Raw genomic sequence first — 24,526 nt, 5'->3', positions numbered from 1 at the left:
ATCCTAGCGCTGATCGGCACCCGTGCCACTGTGGCGGCCCGGTCCGGCTCCATAACCTGCGGACATGGACTCCTTCTCGCTCGACCTGCCGACCGGCCCGCTGGCCGAGGCCGTGCTCGCCACCGCGCGGGCCTCCGAGAGCCCCGCGCTGGTCAACCACAGCGTGCGCAGCTTCCTGTTCGCCGAGCTCATCGCCGCCCGTCTGGGCTGTCTGGACGACGCCGCCCACGACCGCGACCTGCTGTTCGCCGCGACCGTCCTGCACGACCTGGGTGCCGGCGAACTCGCCAAGGGGGAAGCCCGGTTCGAGGTGGAGGGCGCCGACCTGGCGGCCGAACTGCTGCGCCGCCACGACGTCCCCGAGAAGGACGTCGACCGGGTGTGGGAGGCGATCGCCCTGCACACCTCCCCCGGCATCGCCGAGCGCCGCGGCCTGCTCTGCCACCTCACCCGCGAGGGCGTCGGCGCGGACTTCGGGCGCAACGCGGACCTCGTCGCCGCCTGGGCGCCGCGGATCCACGCCGCCCACCCCCGTCTGGACATGGTCCGCACCCTCGTCGACGCGATCGTGGAACGCGCCGCCCGGTCCGAGGCCGCCGCACCCCGCTACTCCCTCGGCGGCGAGCTGCTCCGCGAACGACGCACCGACGGCGTGACCTCCCTGGAGCGCGCCGCCGCGTCCTGCCCCTGGGGCGAGTAGGGCGCACTCCTCCGCCGCGACGGAGGTCGCGGGCGCGGAGATTTCGGTTATCGCGCGCGCCCGCGGCGGTCTCCTGGTCGGGTGCCGGGTCCGGCCCCCCTGGCTCCGGACCCGACAGCCGCCGAACCGTGCCCGCCCCGGGAGAGATCCGCCGATGACCGCTCAGCCCGACCGACCGACCGCCCGCCCGTCCCTCACCGGACCACTCGCGCATCCGCTCGCCCGCCGCTGGCTGCTCGCGTCCTGCGTGCCCGTGCTGCTCGTGCTCGGGATGGCGCTGACCGTCCCGCCGGCGCCCTCGGCCGCCGGCACGGGGACACCCGGCCCGGCCGACATGGCGGGGATGCCGGGCATGGCAGGGACGGCGGGGCTGTCGGGTGACTCCCCGGACCTCGCGGCCGCAGGCCTCGCCGCCGAGCGCAACGGCTACCGACTGGACCTCGCGGACCCCGGGCCGACGACCGGGCGGCCGACGGACCTCCGGTTCACCGTCGCCGGTCCGGACGGCTCCCCCGTCACCGACTTCGCCGTCCACCAGACCAAGAGGCTGCACTTCTACGCGATCCGCAGCGACCTCACCGGCTTCCAGCACCTCCACCCGGACCTGGCCGAGGACGGCACCTGGACCGCCGGCCTCGCCGCCCTCGCCCCGGGCAACTGGCGGCTGTACGCCGACTTCGTCCCGAACACCGGCCCGCACGCCGCCGAACTGGTGCTCAGCCGGACCGTGACGGTGCCGGGCGAGGCCGCCCCGGTGCCGTTGCCCGCACCGGGCGCCACCGCCACCGCCGACGGCTACACCGTTGCGCTGACCGCGCGCCCGGCGGCCGGGGCGCACCGGCTGACCGCCGTCGTCAGCCGGGACGGCCGCCCGGTCCGCGACCTCCAGCCCTACCTGGACGCCTACGCCCACCTCAGCGCCTTCCACGAGGGCGATCTCGCGATGGCCCACCTCCACCCGGCGGGCACCGTGGACGGCGACCACGGCGGGCCCGAGCTGACCTTCCAGGCCCTGTTCCCCGAGCCGGGCAACTGGCGGGTCTTCCTCCAGTTCCAGACGTCGGGGCAGTTGCACACCGCCGCGCTCACCCTGCACGTCGACTGACGGCGGCCCCGATCGGCCGTTCCGGCGAATGCGGTCACCGGAGCGGTGACCGACCGCTCCGCCCGGTGATCCGTCAACCGGTGGCGCACACCCCGTGCCCACCGAACGGCGAGCGCCCGGGAGCCCGGTATGACCATCGACCGCAGGAACGCGCTCCGCCTCACCTCACTGGCGGTGGCCGGAGCGGGGACCGCCACCGCGCCGGCCGTAGCCGCCCGCGCCGCGGGCCCCCGGGCCGGCAGCGGCCGGCCGACGGCGCGGCAGCTCGTCCTCACGGGGAAGCGCACGGCCGCCGACATCCCGGACGTGCTCGTACCCGGCACGCCCTACTTCGTCCACTACGAGCTTCGGGACGCGGACGGCGAGCCGGCCGGCACCGAGAGTGCGCAGTGCACCCCGGTGACCGTGGGGCCGGACGGGGCGTTCGTGCTCGCCTCGCTGGTCCTGCTCCTCGCCGACGGCATGCTCACCGCCTCGACCGCCTTCGCACGGCCACTGCCCGCCCTGACCGAGGTCCTGGTCGCTCCGCGCCGCTGGTCCCACCTGTTCGCGGTCACCGGGGGGACCGGCGCCTACGACGCCGCCACCGGGTCCGTCACGATCGAACACCTCTCCCGCGAGGACGACGTCCTCACCGTCGACCTCGACTGATGCCCGGCCGCCCGCCCCCGGCCCATCCGGCCGTCGCCGTGCTCCGAACCGTCCCCGACCACCGGACCGCACAGGAGGACGAACGATGACGCACCGCACGGAGCAGGACCCGACCGCACCGGCGCTGCCGGAGTCGGCCGAGGTGATCGTGGTCGGAGCCGGCCCGGCCGGACTGGCCTGCGCGCTGGACCTGACCGCGGCGGGGCACGAGGCGCTGGTCCTGGAGGCCGCCGAGGACGTGGGCGGGCGGATGCGCACCGACGTGGTGCGGGGATTCCGCCTCGACCGGGGCTTCCAGGTGTTCAACACGGCGTACCCGCAGGTCCGGCGCCGCCTCGACCTCGCCGCGCTGCGGCTGCACCCGTTCACGCCCGGCATGCTGCTCGCCGACGGCCGACGGTCGCGCCTTCTGCTGGACCCGACCCGCCGCCCGGACCGGGCCCTGGACCTGCTGAGCGGCCGGGTACTGCCCCCGCGCGACCTGGCGGCGCTCGGGCTGCTGGGGCTGTGCGACGCGGCCCTGCCCGCCGCCCTGCTGAAGCGGTTCCCGGAGACCAGCACCGCGCGGGCACTGCGGCGGGCCGGCGTCTCGCGGCGCACCGTCGAGGGCGTGCTGCGGCCGTTCCTGGCCGGGGTGTTCCTGGAGGACCGGCTGGAGACGTCGAGCCGGATGTTCCACCTGGTGTGGCGCAGCATGCTGCGCGGGAGCCTGTGCCTGCCGCAGCAGGGCATCGGGGCCGTGCCCCGGCAGCTCGCGGCCGGGCTGCCGCCGGGGCAGCTGGTCTGCGGCGCGCCGGTGGAGCGGCTGACGGCGGAGGGTGTGGTGCTCGCCGACGGAGCGCGGGTGCGGGCGCGGACGGTGGTGGTGGCGACCGGGGCCGGCGCGGCCGCCCGGCTGCTGCCGGGTCTGGAGGTACCCGCCGCGCGGGCGGTCACGACCTTCTACCACGCGGCACCGGTGAGTCCGCTGGACGGACCGACGCTGGTCGTGGACACCGACGGGCCGGTGCTGAACACGGTCGTGCTGTCCGAGGTGGTCCCGGGCTGCTCCCCCGACGGGCGGGCGCTGGTGTCGACGTCGGTGCCGGGCACGGCGGCCGACGAGGGCGCGGTCCGGCGGCGGGCGGGCGCGTTGTACGGCGCGGACGTGTCCGGCTGGGAGCCGCTCGCCGCGTACCGGATCGCCGAGGCGCTGCCGGCCGGGCCGGCGCCGCTCCCGCTCAGCCGGACGACACGCTTCGCGCCGGGCCGCTACGTGTGCGGGGACCACCGGGCGACGGCCTCGGTGCAGGGGGCGCTGGCCTCGGGGGCCCGGGCGGCCCGCGAGGTGGCGGCGGACCTGGCGGGCGGCCCGCGGAGCCGACCGCGCGGGGCGGCCACGCCCGAGCCCGTCTGAGCCCGGCCGAGCCCGTCTGAGCCCGTCTGAGCCCGGCCGAGCCTGCCCGAGCCCGTCCGAGCCTTCCCGAGTCCGTTCGAGTCCGTCCGGACCCGTCCGAGCCCCTGAGCCCCTTCCGAAAGCGATGCACAAACGATGCGAGTGGGCCCGGCGGGGCCGATCGCTGCACGGTGGACGGGTGAGTCCGCGAACGCAGGTGTGCGAGGACGCCCCCGGCCCCGGGCCGGGCGGGGCGGCAACCGGGGAACTGCGCCGTCTTCTCGCGCTCTCGGCGCGGGGCGACGAGGCGGCCTTCGAGCTGCTGTTCCGCGCGGTGGCCGGGCCCGTGTACGGGACGGCGCTGCGCACCCTGCGTTGTCCGGCGCACGCCGAGGAGGTCGCCCAGGAGGTGCTGCTGGAGGTGTGGCGCACCGCGGCGGCCTACCGGCCCGAGCGCGGCACGGTGCTCGCATGGGTCCTGACCATCGCCCACCACCGCGCCGTGGACCGCGTCCGCTCGGCGCGCGCGGCGGCCGACCGGGAGCGGCGCCTCGCCCTCCCGGAACCGGCCGCGGGGTGCGAACCGCCGGAGGAGCAGGCGGTGCGCGCGCTGGACCGGGTGCGGGTGCGCGCCGCGCTCGCGGGGCTGAGCGCGGCGCAGCGCGAGGCCGTGGTCCTGGCCTACTACGGCGGGTACTCGCAGCGGGAGATCGCGCACCGGTTGGAGGTGCCGCTCGGCACGGTCAAGACCCGGGTCCGCGACGGCCTGCGGCACCTGCGGGACGCCTTCGGCCCGGGCGCCGGGCCCGGCCAGGACCCCGGCGCCGTCGCGGGCCGCGTCGCCGACCGCCGCCCCGCCGTCCTTCCCTCGGCCCGCCCCGGCGCCCGTCCCTCCGCCCGTCCCTCCGCCCGTCGCGACGCCACGAGCACGGCGGCGGCAGCACCGGGCCGGGCCGCCGCGATCGTAGAATCGCCGACCGGCCGCAAGATCGGCGCCGAGTGCACCGGCGCCCGGACCGTCCGCTCCGCGGGAGGACAGCATGGCGCCCCACCGACCGCTCGCCCCGGGCGACCCACCCCCGGCCGCGCCCGCGCCGCGCCCCGGCCGCCCCGGGAGGGAGCCACCGGCGACCGCCGTCCCGGCGCGCCGCGCGGACCGCACCGGGCGGAGGTCCTGGGCGTGGTGACGCCGCGAGCCCCGCACGAGGACACCGGGGCCGACGACGAGCCCGGTCTGCCCACCGGCGGGGTCGCCCGGCGCCTGGGGGTGTCACCGACGACCGTCCGTTCCTGGGAGCGGCGCTACGGCATCGGCCCCGCCGACCGCCGGGCCGGGCACCACCGCCGCTGGAGCCCGCAGGACATCGCCGTCCTGGAGGCGATGTGCCGGCTGACGGCCAGGGGCGTGCCGCCGGGCGAGGCCGCCCGCGCCGCCCTGGCCCGGCGCGGGGCCGGGGACACCGGTCCCGCCGACGACACCGGCACCGACGACACCAGCACCGGGGACTCCGGTCCCGACGGCACCGGCCCCCAGGACACCAGGGCCGGCCGTGCCCCCGGCGGCAGCCGGACGCTGCGGGTCGGGACGGTGAGCCCCGAGTGCCGCGGCCTGGCCCGCGCCGCGGTGCGGATGGACGCGCCGGAGGTCACCGGGATCCTGCGCGGGGCCGTCGAACGGCTCGGCGTGGTCGACGCCTGGACCGAGGTGATGATGCCCGCCCTTCAGGCCGTGGGGCGCAAGTGGGCGGTCGACGGCGAGCAGTACGTCGAGGTCGAGCACCTGCTGTCCTGGCACGTCTCCAGCGTGCTGCGCGGGGTGGCGGTACAGGCCGTCCGGGTCCGGCCGGTGCGGCCGGTGCTGCTGGCGGCGACGCCGGGCGAGCAGCACACCCTGCCGCTGGAGGCCACGGCGGCGGCGCTGACCGAACGCGCCCTCCCGTTCCGGATGCTGGGCGCGGCCGTCCCGCCCCGCGCGCTGCTCGACGCCGTCCACCGGCTGGGGCCGGGCGCCGTGATGATCTGGTCCCAGGACCGGCAGACCGCCGACCTCGCGCTGGTGCGCCAGGTGAGCGCCGGGGTGCGGGGCCCGCGCGGCTCCCGGGGCCGGGCGACGGTGGTCGCGGCCGGTCCGGGCTGGGGCCGGACCGGGGCCCCGGCCGAGGCCGCGACGCCCCGCACCCTCGCCGGCGCCGTCGACCTGTTGGAGGAGGCGATCACGGCCTGACGCCCGCTCAGGACGGCGGCAGCCGAGGGCACGGCACCGGGAGCCCGGTACCGGGGGCCTGCGCCGGAGCCCCGCACCGAAGGCCGACGCCGAGAGCCCGCACCGAAAGCCCGCACCCAAAGCCCGGAACCCCGACCGCACCACCTGCGAGGCACCACCCGTGACCGTATCGATCGCCCTGTTCACCCAGGACCTGCGCCTGCACGACAACCCCGTGCTGCACGCCGCGCGCACCTCGGCCGATCAGGTCGTCCCGTTGTTCGTCTCCGACCCCGCCGTCGAGGCCGCCGGCTTCGCCGCGCCCAACCGGCAGGCCTTCCTGGCCGACTGCCTCGCCGATCTGGACGTCTCGCTGCGCGCGATCGGGTCCCGGCTGACCGTGCGCCGGGGCGAGGCCCCCGAGCAGACGGCGCGGGTCGCCGCCGAGACCGGCGCCGCCACGGTGCACGTCGCCGCCGGGGTGACCGCCTTCGCCCAGCGTCGCGAGGAGCACCTGCGCAAGCTCCTCGGCGACCGGCTGCACGTCCACGACGCCTCCGTCACCGTGCTCCCGCCGGGCCGGGTCACCCCGGCCGGACGCGACCACTACGCGGTCTTCACCCCCTACCACCGCGCCTGGCAGGCGGCCCCCCGCCGCACCGTCCTCAACGCCCCCAGGGCGCTCGCCACCCCGGACGGCGTCCGCAGCGACACGCTGCTCGTGGACGGCGCGACCTCCCCGGGCCTGCTGCCCGGCGGCGAGAGCGCGGCCCGGGCCCGCTGGCGCCGGTGGGACATCGACGCCTACGCCGACATCCACGACGACCTGGCGGCGGACGACACCTCCCGGCTCTCCCCCTACCTGCACTTCGGCTGCCTCTCCCCCACCGAACTCGTCACCCGCGCCCTGCGGCACGACGGTCCCGGCGCGCAGGCGTTCGTCCGGCAGCTGGTCTGGCGGGACTTCCACCACCAGGTGCTGGCCGCCCGCCCCGACGCGGCGCGGCGCGACTACCGCGACCGGGACGACCGCTGGCACCACGATGAGGCCGAGGCCGAGGCGTGGCGGCAGGGCCGCACCGGCTACCCGATCGTCGACGCCGGGATGCGCCAGCTCGCCCACGAGGGCTGGATGCACAACCGTGCCCGGCTGCTGACCGCGAGCTTCCTGGCCAAGAACCTCTACCTGGACTGGCGGGTCGGCGCCGCCCACTTCCTCTCCCTGCTGGTCGACGGCGACGTGGCCAACAACCAGCTCAACTGGCAGTGGGTGGCCGGCACCGGCACCGACACCCGGCCCAACCGGGTGCTCAACCCGCTGCGCCAGGCCGACCGCTACGACCCCGACGGCGCCTACGTGCGGCGTTGGGTCCCCGAACTCGCCCATCTGCCGGGCCCCTCCGTCCACCGGCCCTGGCTGTTCGGCGCCGACTACCCGGCACCGATCCTCGACCCCGAGGCCCTGAACGCCCGCTTCCAGCACGGGCGTCCCTGACGGCGTCGGCCCGGAAGCCCGGCCGACCGGCCGACCGGCCGACCGGGGCGACGGCGGGCCCGGAGCCCGACAACGGGGCAACGGCGGGGCGACGTCGGCCCGGGAGCCCGACCGCGGGCCGACCGCGGGCCGACCGCGGACCGGCTCAGCCGGCCAGGGCCGCCGCCAGCTGGTCGCGGGAGGCCACGCCGAGTTTGGGGAAGGCCCGGTAGAGGTGGTGCCCGACCGTGCGCGGGCTGAGGAACAGCTGCGCGGCGATCTCGCGGTTGCTCCGGCCCGCCGCGGCCAGCCGTACCACCTCGCGCTCCTGCGGGGTGAGCCGCCCGAGCGGGACACCGGTGGCACTGGTGGCGTCGATCACCTCACCGGTGCCCCGGAGTTCGGCCCGGGCGCGCTCCGCCCAGGGCCGGGCCCCGGCCTTCTCGAAGGCCTCCAGGGCCTGCCGCAGGACCCGCCGCGCGTCGGAGCGGCGCCGCCGCCGGCGCAGCCACTCGCCGTGGAGCAGCTGGGTCCGGGCCAGCTCCAGGCCTCCGCCGGCGCGCTCGCCGTGGGCGGCCGCGGCGAGGAACTCCTCCTCGGCGGACTCGTCGTCGGCGGTGAGGGCCCGGCAGCGGGCGGCCACGGCGAGGGCGGCCGGGCTGCCGCACTGTTCGGCCCAGCGCCCGAGCCGCTCGGCGGCCCCGGGCCTGGCCGTGCCCGCGCGGGCCGCGGCCTCGACCAGTTCGGGCAGCACGAGGGCGTGCAGCACCGGCGGTCCGTCCGGGTACCGGTCGGCCGCGTCCAGGTGCGCGAGGGCCGCCGCCGCGTCCCCGGCGCCGAGGTCGGCGAGGGCGAGGGCACGCCGGGCCTGAACGGCGGCGGTGCCGAGGTCGTGCTCGCGGGCGTGGTCGAGGGCGGCGCCGGCCAGCTCCCGGCAGCGCGGTTCGTCGCCCTCGACGGCCGCGCAGGTGGCGAGCGTGGCCCGGAGGTAGCAGGCGCGGTGGTCCAGGCCGGCGTACCCGGCGATGGTCAGTCCCTCCTCGGCGGCGCGGGCGGCGGGCCGCAGCTCGCCCCGGGCGAGGTGCGTCTCGGCGAGCAGGTGCAGACAGGTGGCCTGCCAGCCGAGCAGGCCGTGGGAGCGGCAGTGGGCGAGCAGCAGTTCGGCGAGTTCGCGGGCCGTCCCGTACTCGGCCAGCGTGTGCACGGCGTCGGCGGCCAGGAAGCGTTCGCTGAAGAGGGTGCCGGCGTCGCGCGCCACCGCCCCGAACCGCTCCGCCGCCACCGGCTCGCCGCCGTACACGGCCGCCAGGGCGCCCAGGGTGGCGGGGTGGTCCGCGGGCGCGGCCGCCACCCGGGCCCGGATCCGCTCGAGCAGGCCCGGATCGCCCGCCGACCGGGCGGCGTGGAAGGCCTCGGTGAGGATCGTCGGTCCGGCGTCCCCGGTCGCGAGCAGCACCTCGACCGCACGCGCGGCCGAGCCCTCGTTGAGTTCCAGCGCGGCGCGCACCCGGGCCAGTTCGGCGTTCCCCGCCGCGCCGTCGTCGTCCTCCCCGCCGCGCCGCAGCAGCACGGCGACGCGCTGGAACTGGCCGGCGTCCGCGGCGGCCTGGGCCGCGGCGACCAGTCGGCGGCGGCGGTCGGCCGGGTCGGGGCTGAGCTGGGCCGCCCGCTCGTGGGCCGCCGAGGCGCTCGCCGACCCCTGGCGGCCGCCGGCCCGCTCGGCGGCGGCGTCGAGCTCCCGGGCCACCGCCTCGTCCGGGCCGGTGCTGGCGGCAGCCCGGTGCCAGGCCCGGCGGTCGGCGTGTTCGGCGCCGGTCAGGGCCTCGGCCAGGGCGAGGTGGGCGGCGATCCGGCGGGCCAGGGTGGCGCCCCGGTAGGCGGCGGCCCGCACCAGCGGGTGGCGGAACGTCAGCGCGGTCCCGTCGAGGCGGATCAGCCCGGCGGTCTCGGCCGGTTCGAGCGCGGCCGCCGAGACCCCGGCGGCGGTCAGCACCACGCCCAGGTCGCCGATGTCGTCGGCGGCGGCGACGAGCAGCGCCGCCCCGGTGGGTTCCGGCAGCAGCCCCAGGCGGGCGCCGAACGCGGCCGTCACCCGGCTGGCCGGGGTCGCGTCCGCCGGGGCCGCGGGCAGCGGGCCGAGCAGCCCGGTCCGCTGCTCCTCGCTGAGCGCCCGGGGCAGTTCGATCAGGGCCAGCGGGTTGCCGCGGGCCTCGGCCGCGACCCGTTCCCGTACGTGCGGGGGCAGGTCCGGGCCCGCGTGTTCGGCCAGCAGCGCGGCGACCGCCTCCCGGTCCAGGGCGTCGAGGCGCAGTTCCGGCAGACCGAGCGGGACCGGCTCGCGGACCGCGAAGACCATCACGACCCCCTCGGAGTCCAGCCGCCGGGCGGCGAAGGCCAGGGCGTCCAGGGAGGCCCGGTCCACCCACTGGGCGTCGTCGACGAGGCAGAGCAGCGGGCTCTCGCCCGCGTACTCGGAGAGCAGCGTCAGCACACCGAGGCCGGTCAGGAACCGGTCCTGGCCGGTGGGCGCGGCCAGTCCGAACGCCGCCCGCAGCGCCTCGGCCTGGGGCGCCGGCAGCAGACCGAGCCGGTCCAGGGCGGGGCGCAGCAGCTGGTGCAGGGCGGCGAAGGGGAGTTCGGTCTCGGCCTCGATGCCCGTGGTCCGCAGCACCCGGGCCGGGGCCCGGCCGTTCGCGCCCGCCGCACCGGCCGCCCGGCCCCGAGCGCCGTCCGAGGAGGCACCGGTGGCCTCGGCCGCGAGGTGCTCCAGCAGCGCCGTCTTGCCGATACCGGCCTCGCCGTGGACGACCAGGGCACCGCTGGCACCCTCCGCCGCCCGCCGGAGCAGACTTCTGAGCTGGCCTTCTTCCGCGGCCCGACCGTAGAGCATCCGGGGAGTCTAACCGGACGGGTGTACGACCCGGGACCTCGCATTGGGTCGTGGTGACCGATTCACCGGTAGGGACGCCTCGCCTACCGTCGTACCTGTTCGACCCGGCCCCACGGGGACAATCGCCGCGACACGGAGCAAAAATGACGTTCAGTATCGAGACGGCGCGGCTGCGGCTGCGCCCGTACACCACCGAGGAAGCCGGGCGGGTGGCGGCCGGCGACCGGCCGGTCAGCGGCTGGAGCCCCGGTTTCCCCCGGGAGGACGACCGGGCGGTGGCGCGGATGTTCCTCGCGGCGCCGCGGACCGAGCCGCTGTTCGAGCCGCAGCTGATCGAGCTGCTGAGCAACGACCAGGTGATCGGCGGGATCGGCTTCTTCGGCCCGCCGGACGCGGACGGGGCGGTCGGGCTGGGCTACGGCGTCGCGCCCGAGGTCGAGGGCCGGGGCTACGCCACCGAGGCGCTGCTGGCCCTGCTGCGGCGGGGGTTCGCCGAGGGCGGCGTCCGGCGGGCGCTGGCCGACACCACCCACGACAACACCGCCTCGCAGCGGGTGCTGGAGAAGGCCGGGCTGCGGAGGACCTCCTCCGACGACAGCCTGCACTACTACGCTCTTGAAGGATGATCACCTTGCGCAAGCTGACCTACTTCGTGGCCACCACCCTGGACGGGTTCATCGCCGGTCCCGACGGGGGCGACCCGACCGGGCCGGACGGGTTCTTCACCGTCACCCCCGACTACCTGGAGCACTTGATCGCCCATTACCCGGAGACGCTGCCGGGCCCGGCCCGCGAGGCCCTGGGCATCACGGCGACGGGCACCCGCTTCGACACCGTGCTGGAGGGGCGCCGCTCCTACCAGATCGGTCTGGACGCCGGTGTCGCCGACGCCTATCCGCACCTGCGGCACCTGGTCTTCTCCCGCACCCTCACCGAGGCGCCGGCCCCGGCCGTCGAGCTGGTGTCCACCGACCCGGTGGCCCGGGTCCGGGAGCTCAAGGCCGAGGAGGGCGGCGGGATCTGGCTGGTGGGCGGCGCGGAGCTGGCCGGCGCCCTCTACCCGGAGATCGACGAGCTGGTGCTCAAGGTCAACCCGGTCACCGTCGGGGCGGGCGTACCGGTGTTCGCCGGCAAGGCCGGGGTGAGCCCCCGGACCTTCGCCCTCACCGACCACACGGTGCTGCCCGGCGGCACCGTCTTCCTCACCTACGCGAGGGCCGCGGCCTGACCGGCCGGAGCGCGGGGCGGCGGACCTCGAAGGGTCCGCCGCCCCGCGGCCGGGGCTCGTCGGCTCGGAACACAGCGCCGCCGGACCTCGAGCGGGGATGTCGAAGTCGCCGTTGAGGGAGCTCAGTTGGCGAGGCTGAAGTCCCCGCCGACGGGCGCGGCGATCTTGTCGACGCCGGTCAGCGCGGTGAGCGAGAGGACCGGGGTGCTGCTGTCGGTGGTGGTGCCGTTGGCGAGCTGGCCGGAGCCGTTGGCCCCCCAGGAGCGGACGGTGTTGTCCCCGAGCAGGGCGATCGTGTGCTCCCGGCCGCCGCCCACCAGCTGCACGCCCTTGATGTCGGGGACGGGCACGGGCGTGATCCGGTAGTCCGTGGTGCCGTCGCCGATCTGGCCGGAGGTGTTCTGTCCCCAGGCCTTGAGGCGGTTGTCGCTGTCGGTCACGGCGAGGCTGTGGTTGCAGCCGGCCGCGATCTGGGAGACGCCGCCGAGCCAGATGCCCTGGGTGTCCACCGGGGTGTAGCGGCTGATGGTGCTGTTGTCGCCGAGCTGGCCGGTGGCGTTGTAGCCCCAGGCCTTCACGGCGTTGCCGCTGGTGGGTTTGCCCGGACCGCTCGGCGGTCCGACCAGGGCGAGGTTGTGGTTGCAGCCGGCGGCGATCCGGGTGACGCCGGTCAGGTTGGTCACCGGGGAGGGCACGTTGCGACTGGCGGAAGTCCCGTCGCCCAGCTGCCCGTTGATGTTGTATCCCCAGGCCCAGACGGTGCCGTCCTCGCGCAGCGCGATGCTGTGGTTGAGGCCGCCCGCGATCGCGATCACCTTGTTCAGTCCCTCGACCCGGACCGGGACGCTGCTGTCCGCGTTGGTGCCGTTGCCCAGCTGGCCGTAGTTGTTCTTCCCCCAGGCCACCACGGTCTGGTCGGCGAGCAGGGCGAGGCTGTGGGCGCCGCCGGCGGCGATGTCGGTGGCGTTGGAGAGGTTGACCACCTGGCCGGGGGCGTTGTGGCCGAACACCGAGCCGTCACCGAGCTGGCCGGAGTTGTTGGAGCCCCAGGACTGCACGGTGCGGTCCGTCAGCAGCGCCAGCCCGTGGCCGTTGGTGGGCCCCGCGCCACCGGCGGCGATCTTGACCACCTCGGCGCTGGTCAGCCCGAGCACGGTGGTGGCGGTGGTGCGGAAGTCGGTCCAGGTGCCGTCGCCGAGCTGGCCGGACCGGTTGTTGCCCCAGGACTTGAGGCGCTTCTCCTGGGCGTGGGCGCTGCCGACGGGCACGGCGGCCAGACCGAGCGCTGTCAGCGCGGCCACGGACGCGGCGACGGCCGGGCGCAGCCTGCCTCGCGGCGCGGTACGGGAGTTCGTCATGTGTTGCCTTTCTGTTGACGGGACGGGCGTCGGCGTCGGGGCGGGCGGCACCGGGACCGACGGGCTTCGCGGGTCAGCGCGCCAGGCTGAAGCTGCCGTTGGACGGCGCCGCGACCATGGAGACGCTGCCGGACTTGGCCAGCACCTGCACCGGGTTGTTGCGCTGGGTGGTGGTGCCGTCGCCGAGCTGGCCCTTGTCGTTGAGGCCCCAGGCCTGGACGGTGCCGTCGGAGAGCACCGCGAGGTTGTGGGCGGCGCCGGCGGCGATGCCGGTCACGCCGGTGACACCGGGGATCGGCACGCTGGTGTTGCGCTGGGTGGTGGTGCCGTCGCCGACCTGGCCGTTGGTGTTCAGGCCCCAGCCGCGCAGGGTGCGGTCCTGGAGCAGGGCGAGGCTGTGCGAGGCGCCGCCGGCGAGCTCGGTGACGTTCTTGAGCTCCAGGACGCCGACCGGGTAAGGCTTGTTCACCACGGTGTCGTCACCGAGCTGGCCCTTGTCGTTGAGGCCCCAGGCCATCACGGTGCCGTCCGCCAGCAGTGCGAGCGCGTGCGAGGCACCGGCGGTGATGCCCTTCACGGTGGTCAGCTCGGGCACCGCGACCGCGGTGGTGCGGGTGGCCGGGGTGGGAGCGGGAACGGCGGCGGTGGAGCTGGCCGGCCTGGCGGTGACGCCGAGCTGACCCTTGTCGTTGTTGCCCCAGGTCTTCACCGTGCCGTCCTTCAGCAGGGCCATGCTGAAGGTGTCGCCGGCCGCGATCGCCTTGACGTCCTCCAGTCCGGCCACCGTCACCGGGAGGTTGGCGTTGGTCGTGGTGCCGTCGCCCAGCTGGCTCTTGTCGTTGAGGCCCCAGGCCCTGACGGTGCCGTCCTTCAGCAGGGCCAGCGCGTGCGAGCCGCCCGCGGCGACCGCCTGCACCCCGCCCAGTCCGGCGACCAGGCTCGGCACCGCCCACTCGTCGGTGGCGCTGGTGGCGCCGTTGCCGAGCTGGCCCTTGTCGTTCTTGCCCCAGGACTCCACGGTGCCGTTGGCGAGCAGGGCCAGGCCGAAGCCGGACCCGGCGGAGCCACCGGTGCCGCCGGCGGCGACGGAGGTCAGTTCGGCGCCGGACAGGCCGACGACGGAGGTCGGGGTGAGCCGCTGGGTCTTGGTGCCGTCACCCAGCTGGCCGCTGGCGTTCAGCCCCCAGGACCGCAGCCGCAGGTCGTACGCGGAGGCGGCGGAGGTGGGCAGCGCGACGGAACCCAGCAGGGTCAGGCTCGCGACCACCGCGGGCACGGCGGTCGCGGCGGTCACGGGCAGGCGGCGGAGCTTGCGGTGCAGCGGGCGCATCTCTTCCTCACGTTCGGGGGACGGGGCGGCGGCGGATCCGCGGGCGCGGACAGCACGGGCCGGGCCGTGCGGCAGCCTGGCCGCACGGCCGAAGAACGATGATCGGATCAGTGGAATGACTGCCCCATGATCAGAACGGTCGTGCGGTTCCGAACGGCATTCCACCTTGTTGGCCCAGCCCGATCGTTCGTCGTCGCCCTAACGGGCCGTCAGCGGTTGCGCGGTGTAGTTGCCACCCGAAGCATGGCGCCTGGACCCACGAATGATCATCTGCTCCCCCGAACGGCAACCCGCCGTCCGATCAACCGACTTCCCCGGGAGGGACCCGTGCCACGCAGACACCGAGCCAGACTCCTCGTCGTGACCGTCAGTGGCGCGCTGGCCCTGACCACACCCGCCCCCGCAGGGGCGGAGGACATCCAGCCGGCGGTGGTGGTGAACGGGACGTTCTCCTCGCCGACGGTTCCCTCCGGCCAGACCTGGGTGACGAGCGTGGACGGCTGGACCGGCGGCGGCATCGGCTCCGCCACCCGCGCGGCACACCCGCGAGGCTTCCAGGCCGCGCACCTCTCCAGCACGGACTCGACCACTCCGCTCAGCACCCGGGTGCGCGGCGTCGGCGCAGGCGCCACAGTGACCCTCAGCTGGGACGACAGTCCTGACAGCTGTGTCGCCCAGGGCGTCGCCAAGCGGCGCTACACGGTGACGGTCGCGGGTGCGGCCAACACCGCGGGCGACTTCGCCACCAACGATCCCATCGGCAAGGCGAACTGGTTCCTCGGCCGGACCTACTCCTTCACCGCCGCCGAGGACACCCCTCGCATCACCTTCACTTTCCTCGACACCGTGCAGCCCAGCTGCCAGCCGCTGATCACCAATGTCGCGGCCAAGCAGACCGCCCCTCCACTGACGGCACAGCAGGGCGGGGCGTCGAGCGACCCCTGCTCGGGTGACGCCAAGGACAACGCCCAGTGCAAGGACCTCGCCGCCGACAAGGAGAAGATCGAGAAGTGCCCGGCCACCGACCGGAACTGCTTGGCCGGCGTGGCCGGTGAGGGCAAGACGGAGAAGGACGGCATCGCCAAGGAGACCCAGGCCGTGGACGACTTCGGCAAGGTACCGCGCGACCAGAATCCCAACGACGCCGCCTCCCAGCTGTGCGCCCTGCCCAACGCGCTGACCTCGGACGTCAAGCCCGGCGACGCGGTCGTCCCGCCGAGCGACTGGTGGTTCTGCTGATGGCGCGCCGGCCCCTGGTCCTGGCCACCGCGACGGCAGCGGGTCTCGTCCTCCTCGCCGCCCCGGCCACCCCGTCCGCCCGCGCCGCCGACACCGTGGACGTCCAGGTGCCCAACGGCACCTTCGCCCAGCCCGTCGCCCCCGACAACGGCACCGCCGCCGGACACACCGACTGGTCCCCCGACACCACCGGCGTGGTCTTCGGCAAGTCCCTCGCCCAGCACCCGCGCGGCTACCAGGCCGCCGCGCTGAACTGGAACGGCGCCGCGCTGACGATGCGCACCCGGCTGTGGGGGGTCAAGGCCGGTTCGGGCGTCACCCTGACCTGGGACGACAGCCCGGGTGTCGACCGCCGCTGCACACCCGAGCAGCTGAAGGACGGCCAGACCTACAACGTCTCGCTGATCACCACCGGGCCCGCCCCCGATCCCGTCGTCACCACCAAGGGCACCGACACCGTCGGCACCGCCAACTGGACCAGCGGCCGGGTCTTCGAGTTCACCGCCACCGAGGACAACCCGATGGTGTCCTTCGACTCGGCCGAGCAACGGAACTCGCTCTCCTGCGGCCCGCTGATCACCAACGTGGCCGCCAGGCAGACCCCCGCACCGGTCGACCAGAAGATCCGCAAGGAGCAGCTGCCCGGCCCCAAGGCCTACCGGGGCAACGACCCGCTGGAGCCGGGCGTCGCGGTGGACGACTGCGAGGGCTCGCCCACCAACTGCGTGTTCACCGCCGACAACCGGTACTCCTACCAGTACTACGGGCAGACCCGGATCGTCGGCGAGGTCTACATCAACTGCACCCGCAACGCCGTGGTGGACGACCGGCGGATGGAGAACACCGAGCCCTCGTACGACAACCTCACCCAGTACTACGCGCTCAAGGGCACGCCGCTCGTCCCCAGCCGCTCCGACATCGCCCAGAGCCGCCCCAACCTGGCCGCCCAGGCCGCCGCCGGGTTCAGTACCGCGGGCGGCAACTCCGCGGCCGTGAACACCAACAACCCGCTGACCTGGGCACGGACCACCACCAAGCAGCTCAACCCGACCATCCAGCCGGGCGAGATGAGCTGGATCGAGGTGCAGCCGGCCCGCGAACGCGTGGTGGGCAGCTTCACCAACGCCCGCAACAAGTACCGGCTGGACGCCGTCTTCGACGTGCCCTCGGCCTCCCTGCCGGACCGCTACTACCAGCGTTCCGGCCCGCTCACCGAGACCGAGCTGCAGCGCTGCGGCGCCACCCGGCCGACCGCCGGCACCCCGGACAACGGGGCCGGGACGGACAAGCGGCTGCTCACCCTGGACGCTCCGCCCGCCGGGGTGCCCACCCGGTCGGTGCTGCTGACGCCCTGACCTCGACTCGTACGTCGGCCGCCCTCCCCAGGAACCGGGGAGGGCGGCCGACGTGGTGGCGTTGCTCAGTCCAGCGGGGCCCAGGCTCCCCCGGTCGTCAGCCGGTACCGCCCGGTGGGCCGCACGCCGTCCGTGCGCGGCGCCGCCTCCACCGGACCGTCGTCCGACGGGCCGGCGAGCGACCGCCCCGGCGGGCGCAGCGTCAGGCAGATGTCCCTGGCACTGAAGGTCTGCGCCACGACGGTGCTCACGTTCACCGAGGACGGGCTGTCGACGACGATGTTCTTGATCAGCTTGCCGATGCCGCCGACCGTCAACTCGCCCACCGTGCGCGTCATCGCGTTCGCCATGCCGAACTGGAGCTCGTCGCCGGCCTTCACGGTGAACTTGACCTGGGTGGTCTCCGTGCTGGTGCGCTTCCACTCGTGCGAGTAGGTCGCCTTGAACGCGAGCTCGAACGAGGCCTTCGCGCTGAGCTTCAACTGCCCGGCCGCGGTGGCGGTACCGGACACCGCCACCGTGGGACCGTTCGAGATCTCCGAGTTGGGACCCTTGTCGCTGGGCGCGGTGATGTCCGTGTGGGTGATCTCGGTCTTGTTGCTGCCGCTGACGCTGCCGGACACGTCGGTCGTGTTGTCGATCGTGCCCTCCAGTGCCGCCCGGCCGGAGATCTCGCCCGCGATGTTGTCGGTGGTGCTCGACTCCAGTACGACGGTCCGGTAGATGTCGATCGGCCGGTCGGTGCAGTTGATCGCGGAGTTGCCGACCGAGACGACGGCGGAGGTCAGCTCGCGGGTGAGCCCGGGAATGATCCGGAACGAGCAGTCGTAGTCCTGCCCGCAGCGGCGGGCCAGCGCGGGCGCGTCCTCCTCCGGGGCCGGAGCCGGGTCGGCCGCGACGGCGGTGCCGATGCCCGGTGCCAGCACGGTCAGCGCGAGCGGCAGCACCGTCAGGACCATCGCTCCACGGGCCACCGGGCCTCCCCGGCGCCGCCTCACCGCGGGCTCCAGGTGCCCCGCGCGGTCCGGACGAACACCGCGTCCGGTGCCCTTCGCGCGCCCTCGGCACGTTCCGGCGGCAGTTCGACCAGGCCCGGCGCCGCCGCGGCCCGGCCGGGGGGCCGCAGCGACAGGCACTTGTCCGGCACCGAGAAGGTCTGGGCGACCACCGAGCTGACGTTGACGCTCGACGGGCTGTCCACCGTGATGTCCTTGATCAGCTTCCCGGTGTTGTTCACCTTCAGCTCGCCCGACGCCCGCGACATCGCGTTCACCACCCCGAACTGGATCTCGTCGCCGTTGCTCACGGTGAACACCACCCTGGTCGACTCGGTGGTCACCGCCTGCCACTGCCGCGAGAACGTGGCCTGGAACGCGGACTCGAAGGTCGCCTTGGCCCCGAGGTGCAACGCGTTCGAGCCGGACACCGTCCCGGTCACCTCGGTGGTGTTCTTCACGTCGTCCTTGGTGGTCGGGCCCTTGTCCTTGTTCGGGCCGTTCTGGGTGGTGCCGGTCACGAACCCCGGTGTGAGCGTGCCCGACCCGGACACGGTGACGGTGGTGTCCACCCCGCCCTCCAGCGCGGCCTTCCCGGAGATCTGACCGCCGATGTTGTCCGTGCTGCTGGTGACGAAGGTGACGGTGCGGTCGATCTCCATCAGGTCGCCGGTGCAGTTGATCGCCGCGTTCCCGATCGACAGCACCCCGCTCACGAACTCGCGCGGGGCCCGGTCGTACATCCGGAAGCTGCATCCCTCCCCCCGGTCGCACAGTCCCGCGACCTCCTGGGCCGAGGCCAGCGGCACCTCCCCGTCCAGGGCCCGCGCCACCGGGAACGGCGGCGGAGCTGCCGCCGCGGCGGCGCCCGGCGCCCCGAGCGGCACCAGCACCGCTATCGCGGCCGCCCCGGGGAGCACGACGGCGAACCGGCCGACGCGCCGCCGCGCGGGCGGGTGTGCGGGCTGTGCGGGCTGTGCGGGCGGGCATGCGGAAGCAACCACGGGCACTCTCCTCATCCGTGAAACGTCATCCGTGAACGGGGGCCGCCGGGACGCACACCGGCCCGCCCGGTCCCCCCATCCTCGGCGAGGGTCACGTCGTGGGCGAACCGTCACCCGCCGCCCCTGCGCCGTTCGGCCGCCACGCCGCGGGACTGCCCCGAGGACGCCCGCCGGGGCGGGCCCGCGCCCCCGGGAGAACCTGCCGCCTCCGGCACCGGACCGGCCGGGACGACCGCCTTGCTCAGGCCGGGCGGGTCGGGCGGGCCGGGTCGTCCCGGTTCGCGGTGTGCGCGAGGAGGGCCGGGACAACGGTGTCCCAGGTGTGCTCGGGGAAGACCTCGTGGCCGGTGCCGGGCAGGGCGAGGAACCGGGCGCCGGGGATCTCGGCGGCCAGGGCGCGGCCGTGCTCCGGCGGGAACAGCGGGTCCTCCTCGCCGTGCAGCACCAGGGTCGGTGCGGTGATCCCACCGAGCCGCGCACGCCACGGGGTACCGGCGTCGAGCAGGTAGGGGTTGGTGGACTGGGCCGCGATGTCGCGCGCGTGGGCGACGACCCGGGCGGCCAGGCGCCGCACGCCGTCCTCGTCGAACGGACGCGAGGCGGCGGCGAACGGGCGCTCGCCCTCGACGAGGGACTCGATGAGGGCGGCTTCGGCGGCGACCTCCCCGGCGGCCCGGGAGTCCTGCTCGGCCTGCGCGTCCTGCTCTACCTGCGCGAAGAAGGCGGCGAGCCGGTCCGACACGGGCGGCAGGTCCGGCTGTTCCTCCCCCGGGATGCCGGGTGTGCCGGAGGCGAGGGCGAGGGTGGCCACCCGGTCGGGGTGACCCAGTGCCAGGAGCTGGCCGACCGCGGCGCCCTGGGACATGCCGAGCACATGGGCGCGCCCCGGCCCGAGCGCGTCGATCACGGCTGCGGCGTCCTCCGCCAGGTCGGGCAGCGCGTACGGCGGCGCGCCCACCGGGAACGTCGTCGAGGCACCCGCGTCCCGGCCGTCGTAGCGCACGACGCACCGGCCGCCCGCGACCAGCCGGCGGACGAACCCGTCCGGCCAGTTGAGGCGACAGTGCCCCGCACCGTGGATCAGCAGGATCGCGGGATCGGCGGGATCGCCGTGCAGTTCGGCGGCCAGCTCCGCACCGTCGACCGCGACCTCGATGCCGGCCCCGACCTCGGCCCTGCTCCGGTTGTCCGCCATCGTGCTCCGCTCCGTCCGGGATGTCGTCACGTGTGAGCACGACTGTACGGAGGTCCTACGACAAACCCGGCCCGGCGCCCGACAGGCCCACCCGATCCGCCCCGTCCACCCGGTTAGCCTGGTCCACCCCGTCCACCCGTCTGCGTGTCCGGGCCGGCGTGGTCATGATGGAAGTGCGGCCGACCGGCAGGAGGACACCCGATGGAGCTCTTTCCAGCGCTGCCGCTCGACGAGTGGCGGGAGACGAAGGAGACGCTGCACCGCTTCACCCAGGTGGTCGGCAAGATCCGGCTCGCGGCGAGCGTACGGCGCAACCACTGGTGGAACGTGCCCCTCCATCTCACCGGGCGCGGGCTCACCACCCGGCCGACGGGACTGGTCGACGGCAACCCGGTCTTCACCGTCGACCTCGACCTCGTCGACCACCGGCTGGTCGTCACCGTGGCGGACGGCAGGACGGCGTCCTTCCCGCTGCCCGGCCACTCCGTCGCCTCGTTCCACCGGCAGACCCTGGAGACGCTGGCGGCGCTGGGCATCCGGGTGGAGCTGCCGTTCCCCCGGCCCTACCGGCTGCCCGACACGGACCGGCCGTTCGCCGAGGACGTCGAGCACGCGACGTACGATCCGGTCCTGGCGAACCGGGCCTGGCAGGTGCTCGGCCAGGTCGCGCTGGTGCTGGAGGAGTTCTCGGCGCGCTTCTCGGGCAAGGCCAGCCCCGTCCACTTCTTCTGGCACTCCTTCGACCTGGCCCACACCCGCTTCTCCGGCCGCGCCCTCCACCGGCCGAGGCCGGCGGACCCGGTGACCCGTGAGGCGTACTCCCGGGAGCTGATCAGCTTCGGCTTCTGGTTCGGGGACGCCGACCTGGGCGAACCGGCCTTCTACTGCTACACCGCCCCCGAGCCGGAGCACCTGGCCGAGGATCCGCTGACACCCGCCGCCGCCCGGTGGATCGCGGCCGGCGGCAGCCATCTGGCCGTCCTCGGCTACGCGGAGGCCCGGACGGAGGCCGATCCCAGGGCGGCCGTCCTCGGCTTCTACGAGGCCGCGTACCGGGCCGGTGCCGCCAGGGCCGGCTGGGACGTCGACGGGCTGGCCTGCCCGGGCGGCATCACGGACCCCGGACCGCCCGCTCCGCAGCCCTGAACCGGGCCGACAGCTGCCCGGGCGGATCAGGACAGGTAGCGGATCGGGGCGGGTAGCGGATCGGGGCGGGTCCGGGTCAGTGCAGGTGCGACTGCCAGTCGGCCGGGACCTTGCCCAGCGGACCGGGGGTCGGCTGGGCGAGCGGGTGCGCCGCCGGGGCCGCGAGCTCCGGCCCCTCGTAGTACTGCTCGGTCTCGATGTTCCAGAACCACGCCTCCCCCGGCTCGAAGCTGGTCAGGAACGGGTGACCCGCCTCCCTCGCGTGCCGGGTGCCGTGCTGCGAGGGCGAGGAGTCGCAGCAGCCGATGTGGCCGCACGCCGCGCACCGCCGCAGGTGCAGCCACCACCCCGGCCCGTCCCCCGCCAGGCACTCCACGCAGCCGTCCCCGCTCGGCGGCACGGACGGGTCGATCCCCCGGTCCTGCTGGTCGTCGTCCATCGGACTTGCCTCCTGATCGGGTCCGGAGCCGTCGGACGTCCTCGTCCGACTACCAACCATCCGACTCCGGCGCGGCTTCCGCGACCGGCGGCGCCCGGGCTTGAAGCACCCGCGCCGGTGTGCGTGACTGGAGGGAGCAGCGTTCCCCCGGCCGACATCGAGGTGACCCGGATGGGATTCGTCGGCACGGTGGGCCTGGTCCTCCATCCCGAGCGCACCAGCGCCCCCACCGTGGAGACCGTGGTCCGCTGGAGCCGGGCCCGGGGCACCAAGGTCCTCGGGCTGGCGGCGGAGGTGTCCCGGATCGGCTGCGAGGCCATCCCGGTGGGGGCCGAGGAGATGGCGGCGAGCGCCGATCTGCTGATCAGCCTCGGCGGGGACGGCACGATGCTGCGCACCATGCGGCTCGCGGCCGGGGGCCACGCGCCGGTCCTCGGTGTCAACGTCGGGCGGCTGGGCTTCCTGGCCGAGGTCGACATCCCGGAGCTCCCCGCCGCGCTGGACGCCGTCGACGCCCACCGCTTCACCGTCGAGGTGCGCTCCGGGGTGCACGCGCGCTTCGGGACGGTCGAGGAGACTGCGCTCAACGACGTCGTGCTGCTGCGCAGCCCGGGGCACCGGTCCGCGGCGGTCGCCGTGCGGGTCCAGGGCCAGCCCTTCGTGGCGTACACCGCCGACGCGATCGTCACCGCCACACCGACCGGCTCCACCGCGTACAGCTTCTCCGCGGGCGGCCCGATCGTCTCCCCCAACGCGGAGGGGCTGCTGATCACCCCGGTGGCGCCGCACGCCGCGTTCAACCGCTCGGTCTTCCTCTCCAGCGGTGAGCGGCTCGACCTGGAGGTCCTGCCGCACAGCGGGGACCTCGCCGTCGAGGCGGACGGTCGCCTGGTCGGCCGGGTCACGCCGGGCGACGTCGTCGAGGTGACCATGCTGCCCGCCGCCGCCCGCGTCGTCCGGCTCGGCCGCACCACCTTCTACCAGCGGGCCCAGCGCAAACTCCGTCTCACCGGCTCGGCCGAACCCGGCTGACCCCGGCCGAACCCGGCGGCGTCCCGGCCGACCCCCGGCCGGCCCCCGGCGGCGCCCCGGCGTCCCCTAGGGTGGTGACCGTGGAACGCGTGCTCATTGCCGGGATCTCGGGGGCGGGGAAGACGACGACGGCGGCCCGGCTGGCCGCGCTGCTCGACCTGCCCCGCTACGAGCTGGACGCGCTGCACCACGGCCCGGGTTGGACCCCGCGCGCCGAGTTCCGGTCCGAGGTCGAGGCCTTCGCGGCGACCGGGCGCTGGGTCACCGAGGACCAGTACACCGGCAAGCTGGGGGACCTGCTGCGGGCCCGCGCCGACACCTGCGTCTGGCTCGACCTGCCCCGACGCACCGTCATGCAGCGCGTCCTGCGCCGCTCGGCGGCCCGTGCGCTCACCCGCCGCGAACTGTGGAACGGCAACCGCGAGGGCTTCCGCGACTGGCTGGACCCGGAGCACCCGATCCGCTGGGCCTGGGCCCGCCACGCCGCGCACCGGCGGCGGACCCTGGAACGGCTGGCCGCCCACCCCGGCCTGACCGTGGTCCACCTGACCTCCGCACGGGCCGCCCGGGCCTGGCTCCGGACGGTGGCCCGGCCGGCCGGGAGCCCGGGCCGACCGGCCGCGCCCGGTACCGGTCAGCCGGGCGGCGCGGTGAAGCGGTAGCCGGAGTCGATCAGCAGCGGCAGGAAGGTCCTGAGCGCCGCGACCGTCTGCGAGCGGTCTCCGCCGCCGTCGTGGGTGAGCACGATCGCGCCCGGCCGCAGTTCCTTCTCCAGCCGCTTGGTGATCACGTCCGTCCCCGGCGTCGCCCAGTCCTGCGGGTCCACGGACCAGGCCATCGGCCGCATCCCCAGCTCGGCGCCCACCTTCAGCACCGTCGGCGACCAGCCGCCGCCCGGGGCGCGGAACCAGGTCGGCGCCCTGCCGGTGAGCCGCCCGAGCAGCTCGGAGGTGCGGCCGAGTTCGTCGCGCACCTTCGCGGCGGAGAGGCCGCTCAGGTCGGGGTGGCTCCAGGAGTGGTTCGCGATGTGGTGGCCGCGTGCGGCGACCTCCCGGACCAGGTCGGGGTGCGCGGCCGCGTTCTCGCCGATGAGGAAGAAGGAGGCCCGGATCCCGTACTGGTCGAGCAGTGCCAGGACGGCCGGGGTGTACCGCGGGTCGGGGCCGTCGTCGACGGTGATCGCGACCACCTTCCGCGCGGCGTCGAGCTCGTAGACCGGCCGGCTCTCGGCCGCGGTCACCACCCGCGGCGAGGGCGCGGCCGTGCCCGCGGCGGAGGCGGCGCCGCTCGGCGCGGGGGCGGACGCGGATGCGGACGTGGGCGCCGGCGCGGACGTGGGCGCGGACGCGGACGTGGGCGCGGACGCGGACGTGGGCGCGGACGCGGTCGGGGCGGGGTTCACCGTGGCGGAGGGGACCGAGGACGGGACCGGGGACGGGACCGGGGACGGGACCGGGGACGGCGAGGCGCCGGGTGCGGGTACGGCCTCCGGTCCGGCGGAGGGCGCGCCCTCCGCGGCGGCGGCCGCTTCCTCGCCGCGCAGCGGCCCCCGGAAGTTCCCGTGGCACCCGCCCACCCCGAGGAGCGACAGCCCGGCCCCGAACATGAGCATTCTTCGCGAGACAATCTGACGATCGGATGGCATGACCGATGCCTCCCCGCTCCCCCGGCCCCGTGCTCCGAGCACCACCACTACGGGTGCACGACACCGCTCCGGCAGCCCAATCCACGCCCCACCGGGAATCTCAACGTCGTCACTCCCCGTGATCATCGCTGCTACGCCGCAGGGAGCAGCGGAGTTCAGCCG

General features: G+C 75.4%; 21 protein-coding genes. 13 read left to right on the top strand and 8 right to left on the bottom strand.

The features are described 5' to 3' along the window. Positions 1-64: 64 nt before the first annotated feature. From ACIPYS_RS21815 to ACIPYS_RS21790, 6 genes are all read left to right on the top strand, one after another. Complete coding sequence (locus ACIPYS_RS21815) at positions 65-700, top strand: HD domain-containing protein (protein WP_400748367.1); 636 nt, start codon at positions 65-67, stop codon at positions 698-700. Positions 701-854: 154 nt separating this feature from the next. Further along, positions 855-1,805 carry a hypothetical protein gene (locus tag ACIPYS_RS21810; protein ID WP_400748364.1) on the top strand — a complete coding sequence of 317 codons (951 nt, stop codon included), beginning with the start codon at positions 855-857 and terminating at the stop codon, positions 1,803-1,805. Between the two features lie 129 nt (positions 1,806-1,934). After that, positions 1,935-2,456: a hypothetical protein gene (locus ACIPYS_RS21805; RefSeq protein WP_400748361.1), complete on the top strand. Its 522-nt coding sequence runs from the start codon at positions 1,935-1,937 to the stop codon at positions 2,454-2,456. Between the two features lie 85 nt (positions 2,457-2,541). After that, the gene (locus ACIPYS_RS21800; RefSeq protein WP_400748358.1) at positions 2,542-3,852 is read left to right on the top strand and encodes an NAD(P)/FAD-dependent oxidoreductase; all 1,311 of its coding nucleotides are present in this window, start codon (positions 2,542-2,544) and stop codon (positions 3,850-3,852) included. 178 nt (positions 3,853-4,030) lie between these two features. Continuing rightward, a complete protein-coding gene (locus ACIPYS_RS21795; protein ID WP_400748356.1) occupies positions 4,031-6,055 on the top strand; it encodes a sigma-70 family RNA polymerase sigma factor in 2,025 nt (674 codons plus the stop codon). 160 nt (positions 6,056-6,215) lie between these two features. After that, positions 6,216-7,529, top strand: coding sequence for a cryptochrome/photolyase family protein (locus ACIPYS_RS21790; RefSeq protein ID WP_400748353.1), 1,314 nt, complete (start codon positions 6,216-6,218; stop codon positions 7,527-7,529). 145 nt (positions 7,530-7,674) lie between these two features. On the opposite strand, the gene ACIPYS_RS21785 is transcribed toward ACIPYS_RS21790, so the two are convergent. After that, the gene (locus tag ACIPYS_RS21785; RefSeq protein WP_400748351.1) at positions 7,675-10,398 is read right to left on the bottom strand and encodes a helix-turn-helix transcriptional regulator; all 2,724 of its coding nucleotides are present in this window, start codon (positions 10,396-10,398) and stop codon (positions 7,675-7,677) included. Between the two features lie 143 nt (positions 10,399-10,541). Here ACIPYS_RS21785 and ACIPYS_RS21780 point away from each other — a divergent pair, with 143 nt between their 5' ends. Together ACIPYS_RS21780 and ACIPYS_RS21775 are read left to right on the top strand one after the other, a co-directional pair. Then, positions 10,542-11,024 carry a GNAT family N-acetyltransferase gene (locus tag ACIPYS_RS21780; RefSeq protein WP_093858634.1) on the top strand — a complete coding sequence of 161 codons (483 nt, stop codon included), beginning with the start codon at positions 10,542-10,544 and terminating at the stop codon, positions 11,022-11,024. Positions 11,025-11,029: 5 nt separating this feature from the next. Then, on the top strand, positions 11,030-11,626 hold the full coding sequence (locus ACIPYS_RS21775; protein WP_400748696.1) for a dihydrofolate reductase family protein: 597 nt from the start codon (positions 11,030-11,032) through the stop codon (positions 11,624-11,626). A 122-nt stretch (positions 11,627-11,748) separates the two neighbouring features. Here the strand turns inward: ACIPYS_RS21775 and ACIPYS_RS21770 are convergent, their stop codons facing one another. Then, positions 11,749-12,984 (bottom strand): RCC1 domain-containing protein, encoded by a 1,236-nt coding sequence (locus tag ACIPYS_RS21770; RefSeq protein ID WP_400748347.1) that lies wholly within the window; start codon positions 12,982-12,984, stop codon positions 11,749-11,751. A gap of 73 nt (positions 12,985-13,057) precedes the next feature. Beyond that, entirely contained in the window at positions 13,058-14,314 is a 1,257-nt protein-coding gene (locus tag ACIPYS_RS21765; RefSeq protein ID WP_400748344.1) for an RCC1 domain-containing protein, read from the bottom strand. A gap of 360 nt (positions 14,315-14,674) precedes the next feature. Here ACIPYS_RS21765 and ACIPYS_RS21760 point away from each other — a divergent pair, with 360 nt between their 5' ends. Then, positions 14,675-15,553, top strand: a complete 879-nt coding sequence (locus tag ACIPYS_RS21760; RefSeq protein ID WP_400748341.1) for a hypothetical protein — start codon at positions 14,675-14,677, stop codon at positions 15,551-15,553. Next, the gene (locus ACIPYS_RS21755) at positions 15,553-16,908 is read left to right on the top strand and encodes a hypothetical protein (RefSeq protein WP_400748339.1); all 1,356 of its coding nucleotides are present in this window, start codon (positions 15,553-15,555) and stop codon (positions 16,906-16,908) included. Before ACIPYS_RS21760 ends, ACIPYS_RS21755 begins: the two co-directional genes overlap by 1 nt. A 65-nt stretch (positions 16,909-16,973) precedes the next feature. On the opposite strand, the gene ACIPYS_RS21750 is transcribed toward ACIPYS_RS21755, so the two are convergent. The 3 genes from ACIPYS_RS21750 to ACIPYS_RS21740 all read right to left on the bottom strand — a co-directional run bounded on the left by ACIPYS_RS21750 (position 16,974) and on the right by ACIPYS_RS21740 (position 20,102). Beyond that, positions 16,974-17,882 (bottom strand): hypothetical protein, encoded by a 909-nt coding sequence (locus ACIPYS_RS21750; RefSeq protein ID WP_400748336.1) that lies wholly within the window; start codon positions 17,880-17,882, stop codon positions 16,974-16,976. Positions 17,883-17,902: 20 nt separating this feature from the next. Further along, complete coding sequence (locus ACIPYS_RS21745) at positions 17,903-18,907, bottom strand: hypothetical protein (protein WP_400748334.1); 1,005 nt, start codon at positions 18,905-18,907, stop codon at positions 17,903-17,905. A 241-nt stretch (positions 18,908-19,148) separates the two neighbouring features. Next, positions 19,149-20,102, bottom strand: coding sequence for an alpha/beta fold hydrolase (locus tag ACIPYS_RS21740; RefSeq protein WP_400748331.1), 954 nt, complete (start codon positions 20,100-20,102; stop codon positions 19,149-19,151). Positions 20,103-20,303: 201 nt separating this feature from the next. On the opposite strand from ACIPYS_RS21740, the gene ACIPYS_RS21735 reads away from it, so the two are divergent. Beyond that, a complete protein-coding gene (locus ACIPYS_RS21735) occupies positions 20,304-21,248 on the top strand; it encodes a DUF5996 family protein (RefSeq protein WP_400748328.1) in 945 nt (314 codons plus the stop codon). Positions 21,249-21,324: 76 nt separating this feature from the next. Here ACIPYS_RS21735 and ACIPYS_RS21730 read toward each other — a convergent pair whose 3' ends face one another. Next, a complete protein-coding gene (locus ACIPYS_RS21730; RefSeq protein WP_400748325.1) occupies positions 21,325-21,687 on the bottom strand; it encodes a UBP-type zinc finger domain-containing protein in 363 nt (120 codons plus the stop codon). A gap of 171 nt (positions 21,688-21,858) precedes the next feature. On the opposite strand from ACIPYS_RS21730, the gene ACIPYS_RS21725 reads away from it, so the two are divergent. Then, positions 21,859-22,719: an NAD(+)/NADH kinase gene (locus ACIPYS_RS21725; protein WP_093858644.1), complete on the top strand. Its 861-nt coding sequence runs from the start codon at positions 21,859-21,861 to the stop codon at positions 22,717-22,719. Between the two features lie 80 nt (positions 22,720-22,799). Then, positions 22,800-23,381, top strand: a complete 582-nt coding sequence (locus ACIPYS_RS21720) for an adenylate kinase (protein WP_197698705.1) — start codon at positions 22,800-22,802, stop codon at positions 23,379-23,381. On the opposite strand, the gene ACIPYS_RS21715 is transcribed toward ACIPYS_RS21720, so the two are convergent. Further along, complete coding sequence (locus ACIPYS_RS21715) at positions 23,354-24,331, bottom strand: polysaccharide deacetylase family protein (protein WP_400748320.1); 978 nt, start codon at positions 24,329-24,331, stop codon at positions 23,354-23,356. The two genes, ACIPYS_RS21720 and ACIPYS_RS21715, sit on opposite strands and share 28 nt — an antisense overlap. Between the last annotated feature and the right edge of the window lie 195 nt (positions 24,332-24,526).

Source organism: Kitasatospora sp. NPDC089913, from assembly GCF_044748625.1.
Lineage (GTDB): Bacteria > Actinomycetota > Actinomycetes > Streptomycetales > Streptomycetaceae > Kitasatospora.
The sequence above is the reverse complement of the archived record's forward strand: the minus strand, read 5'-3'. Positions and strand labels throughout refer to the sequence as shown.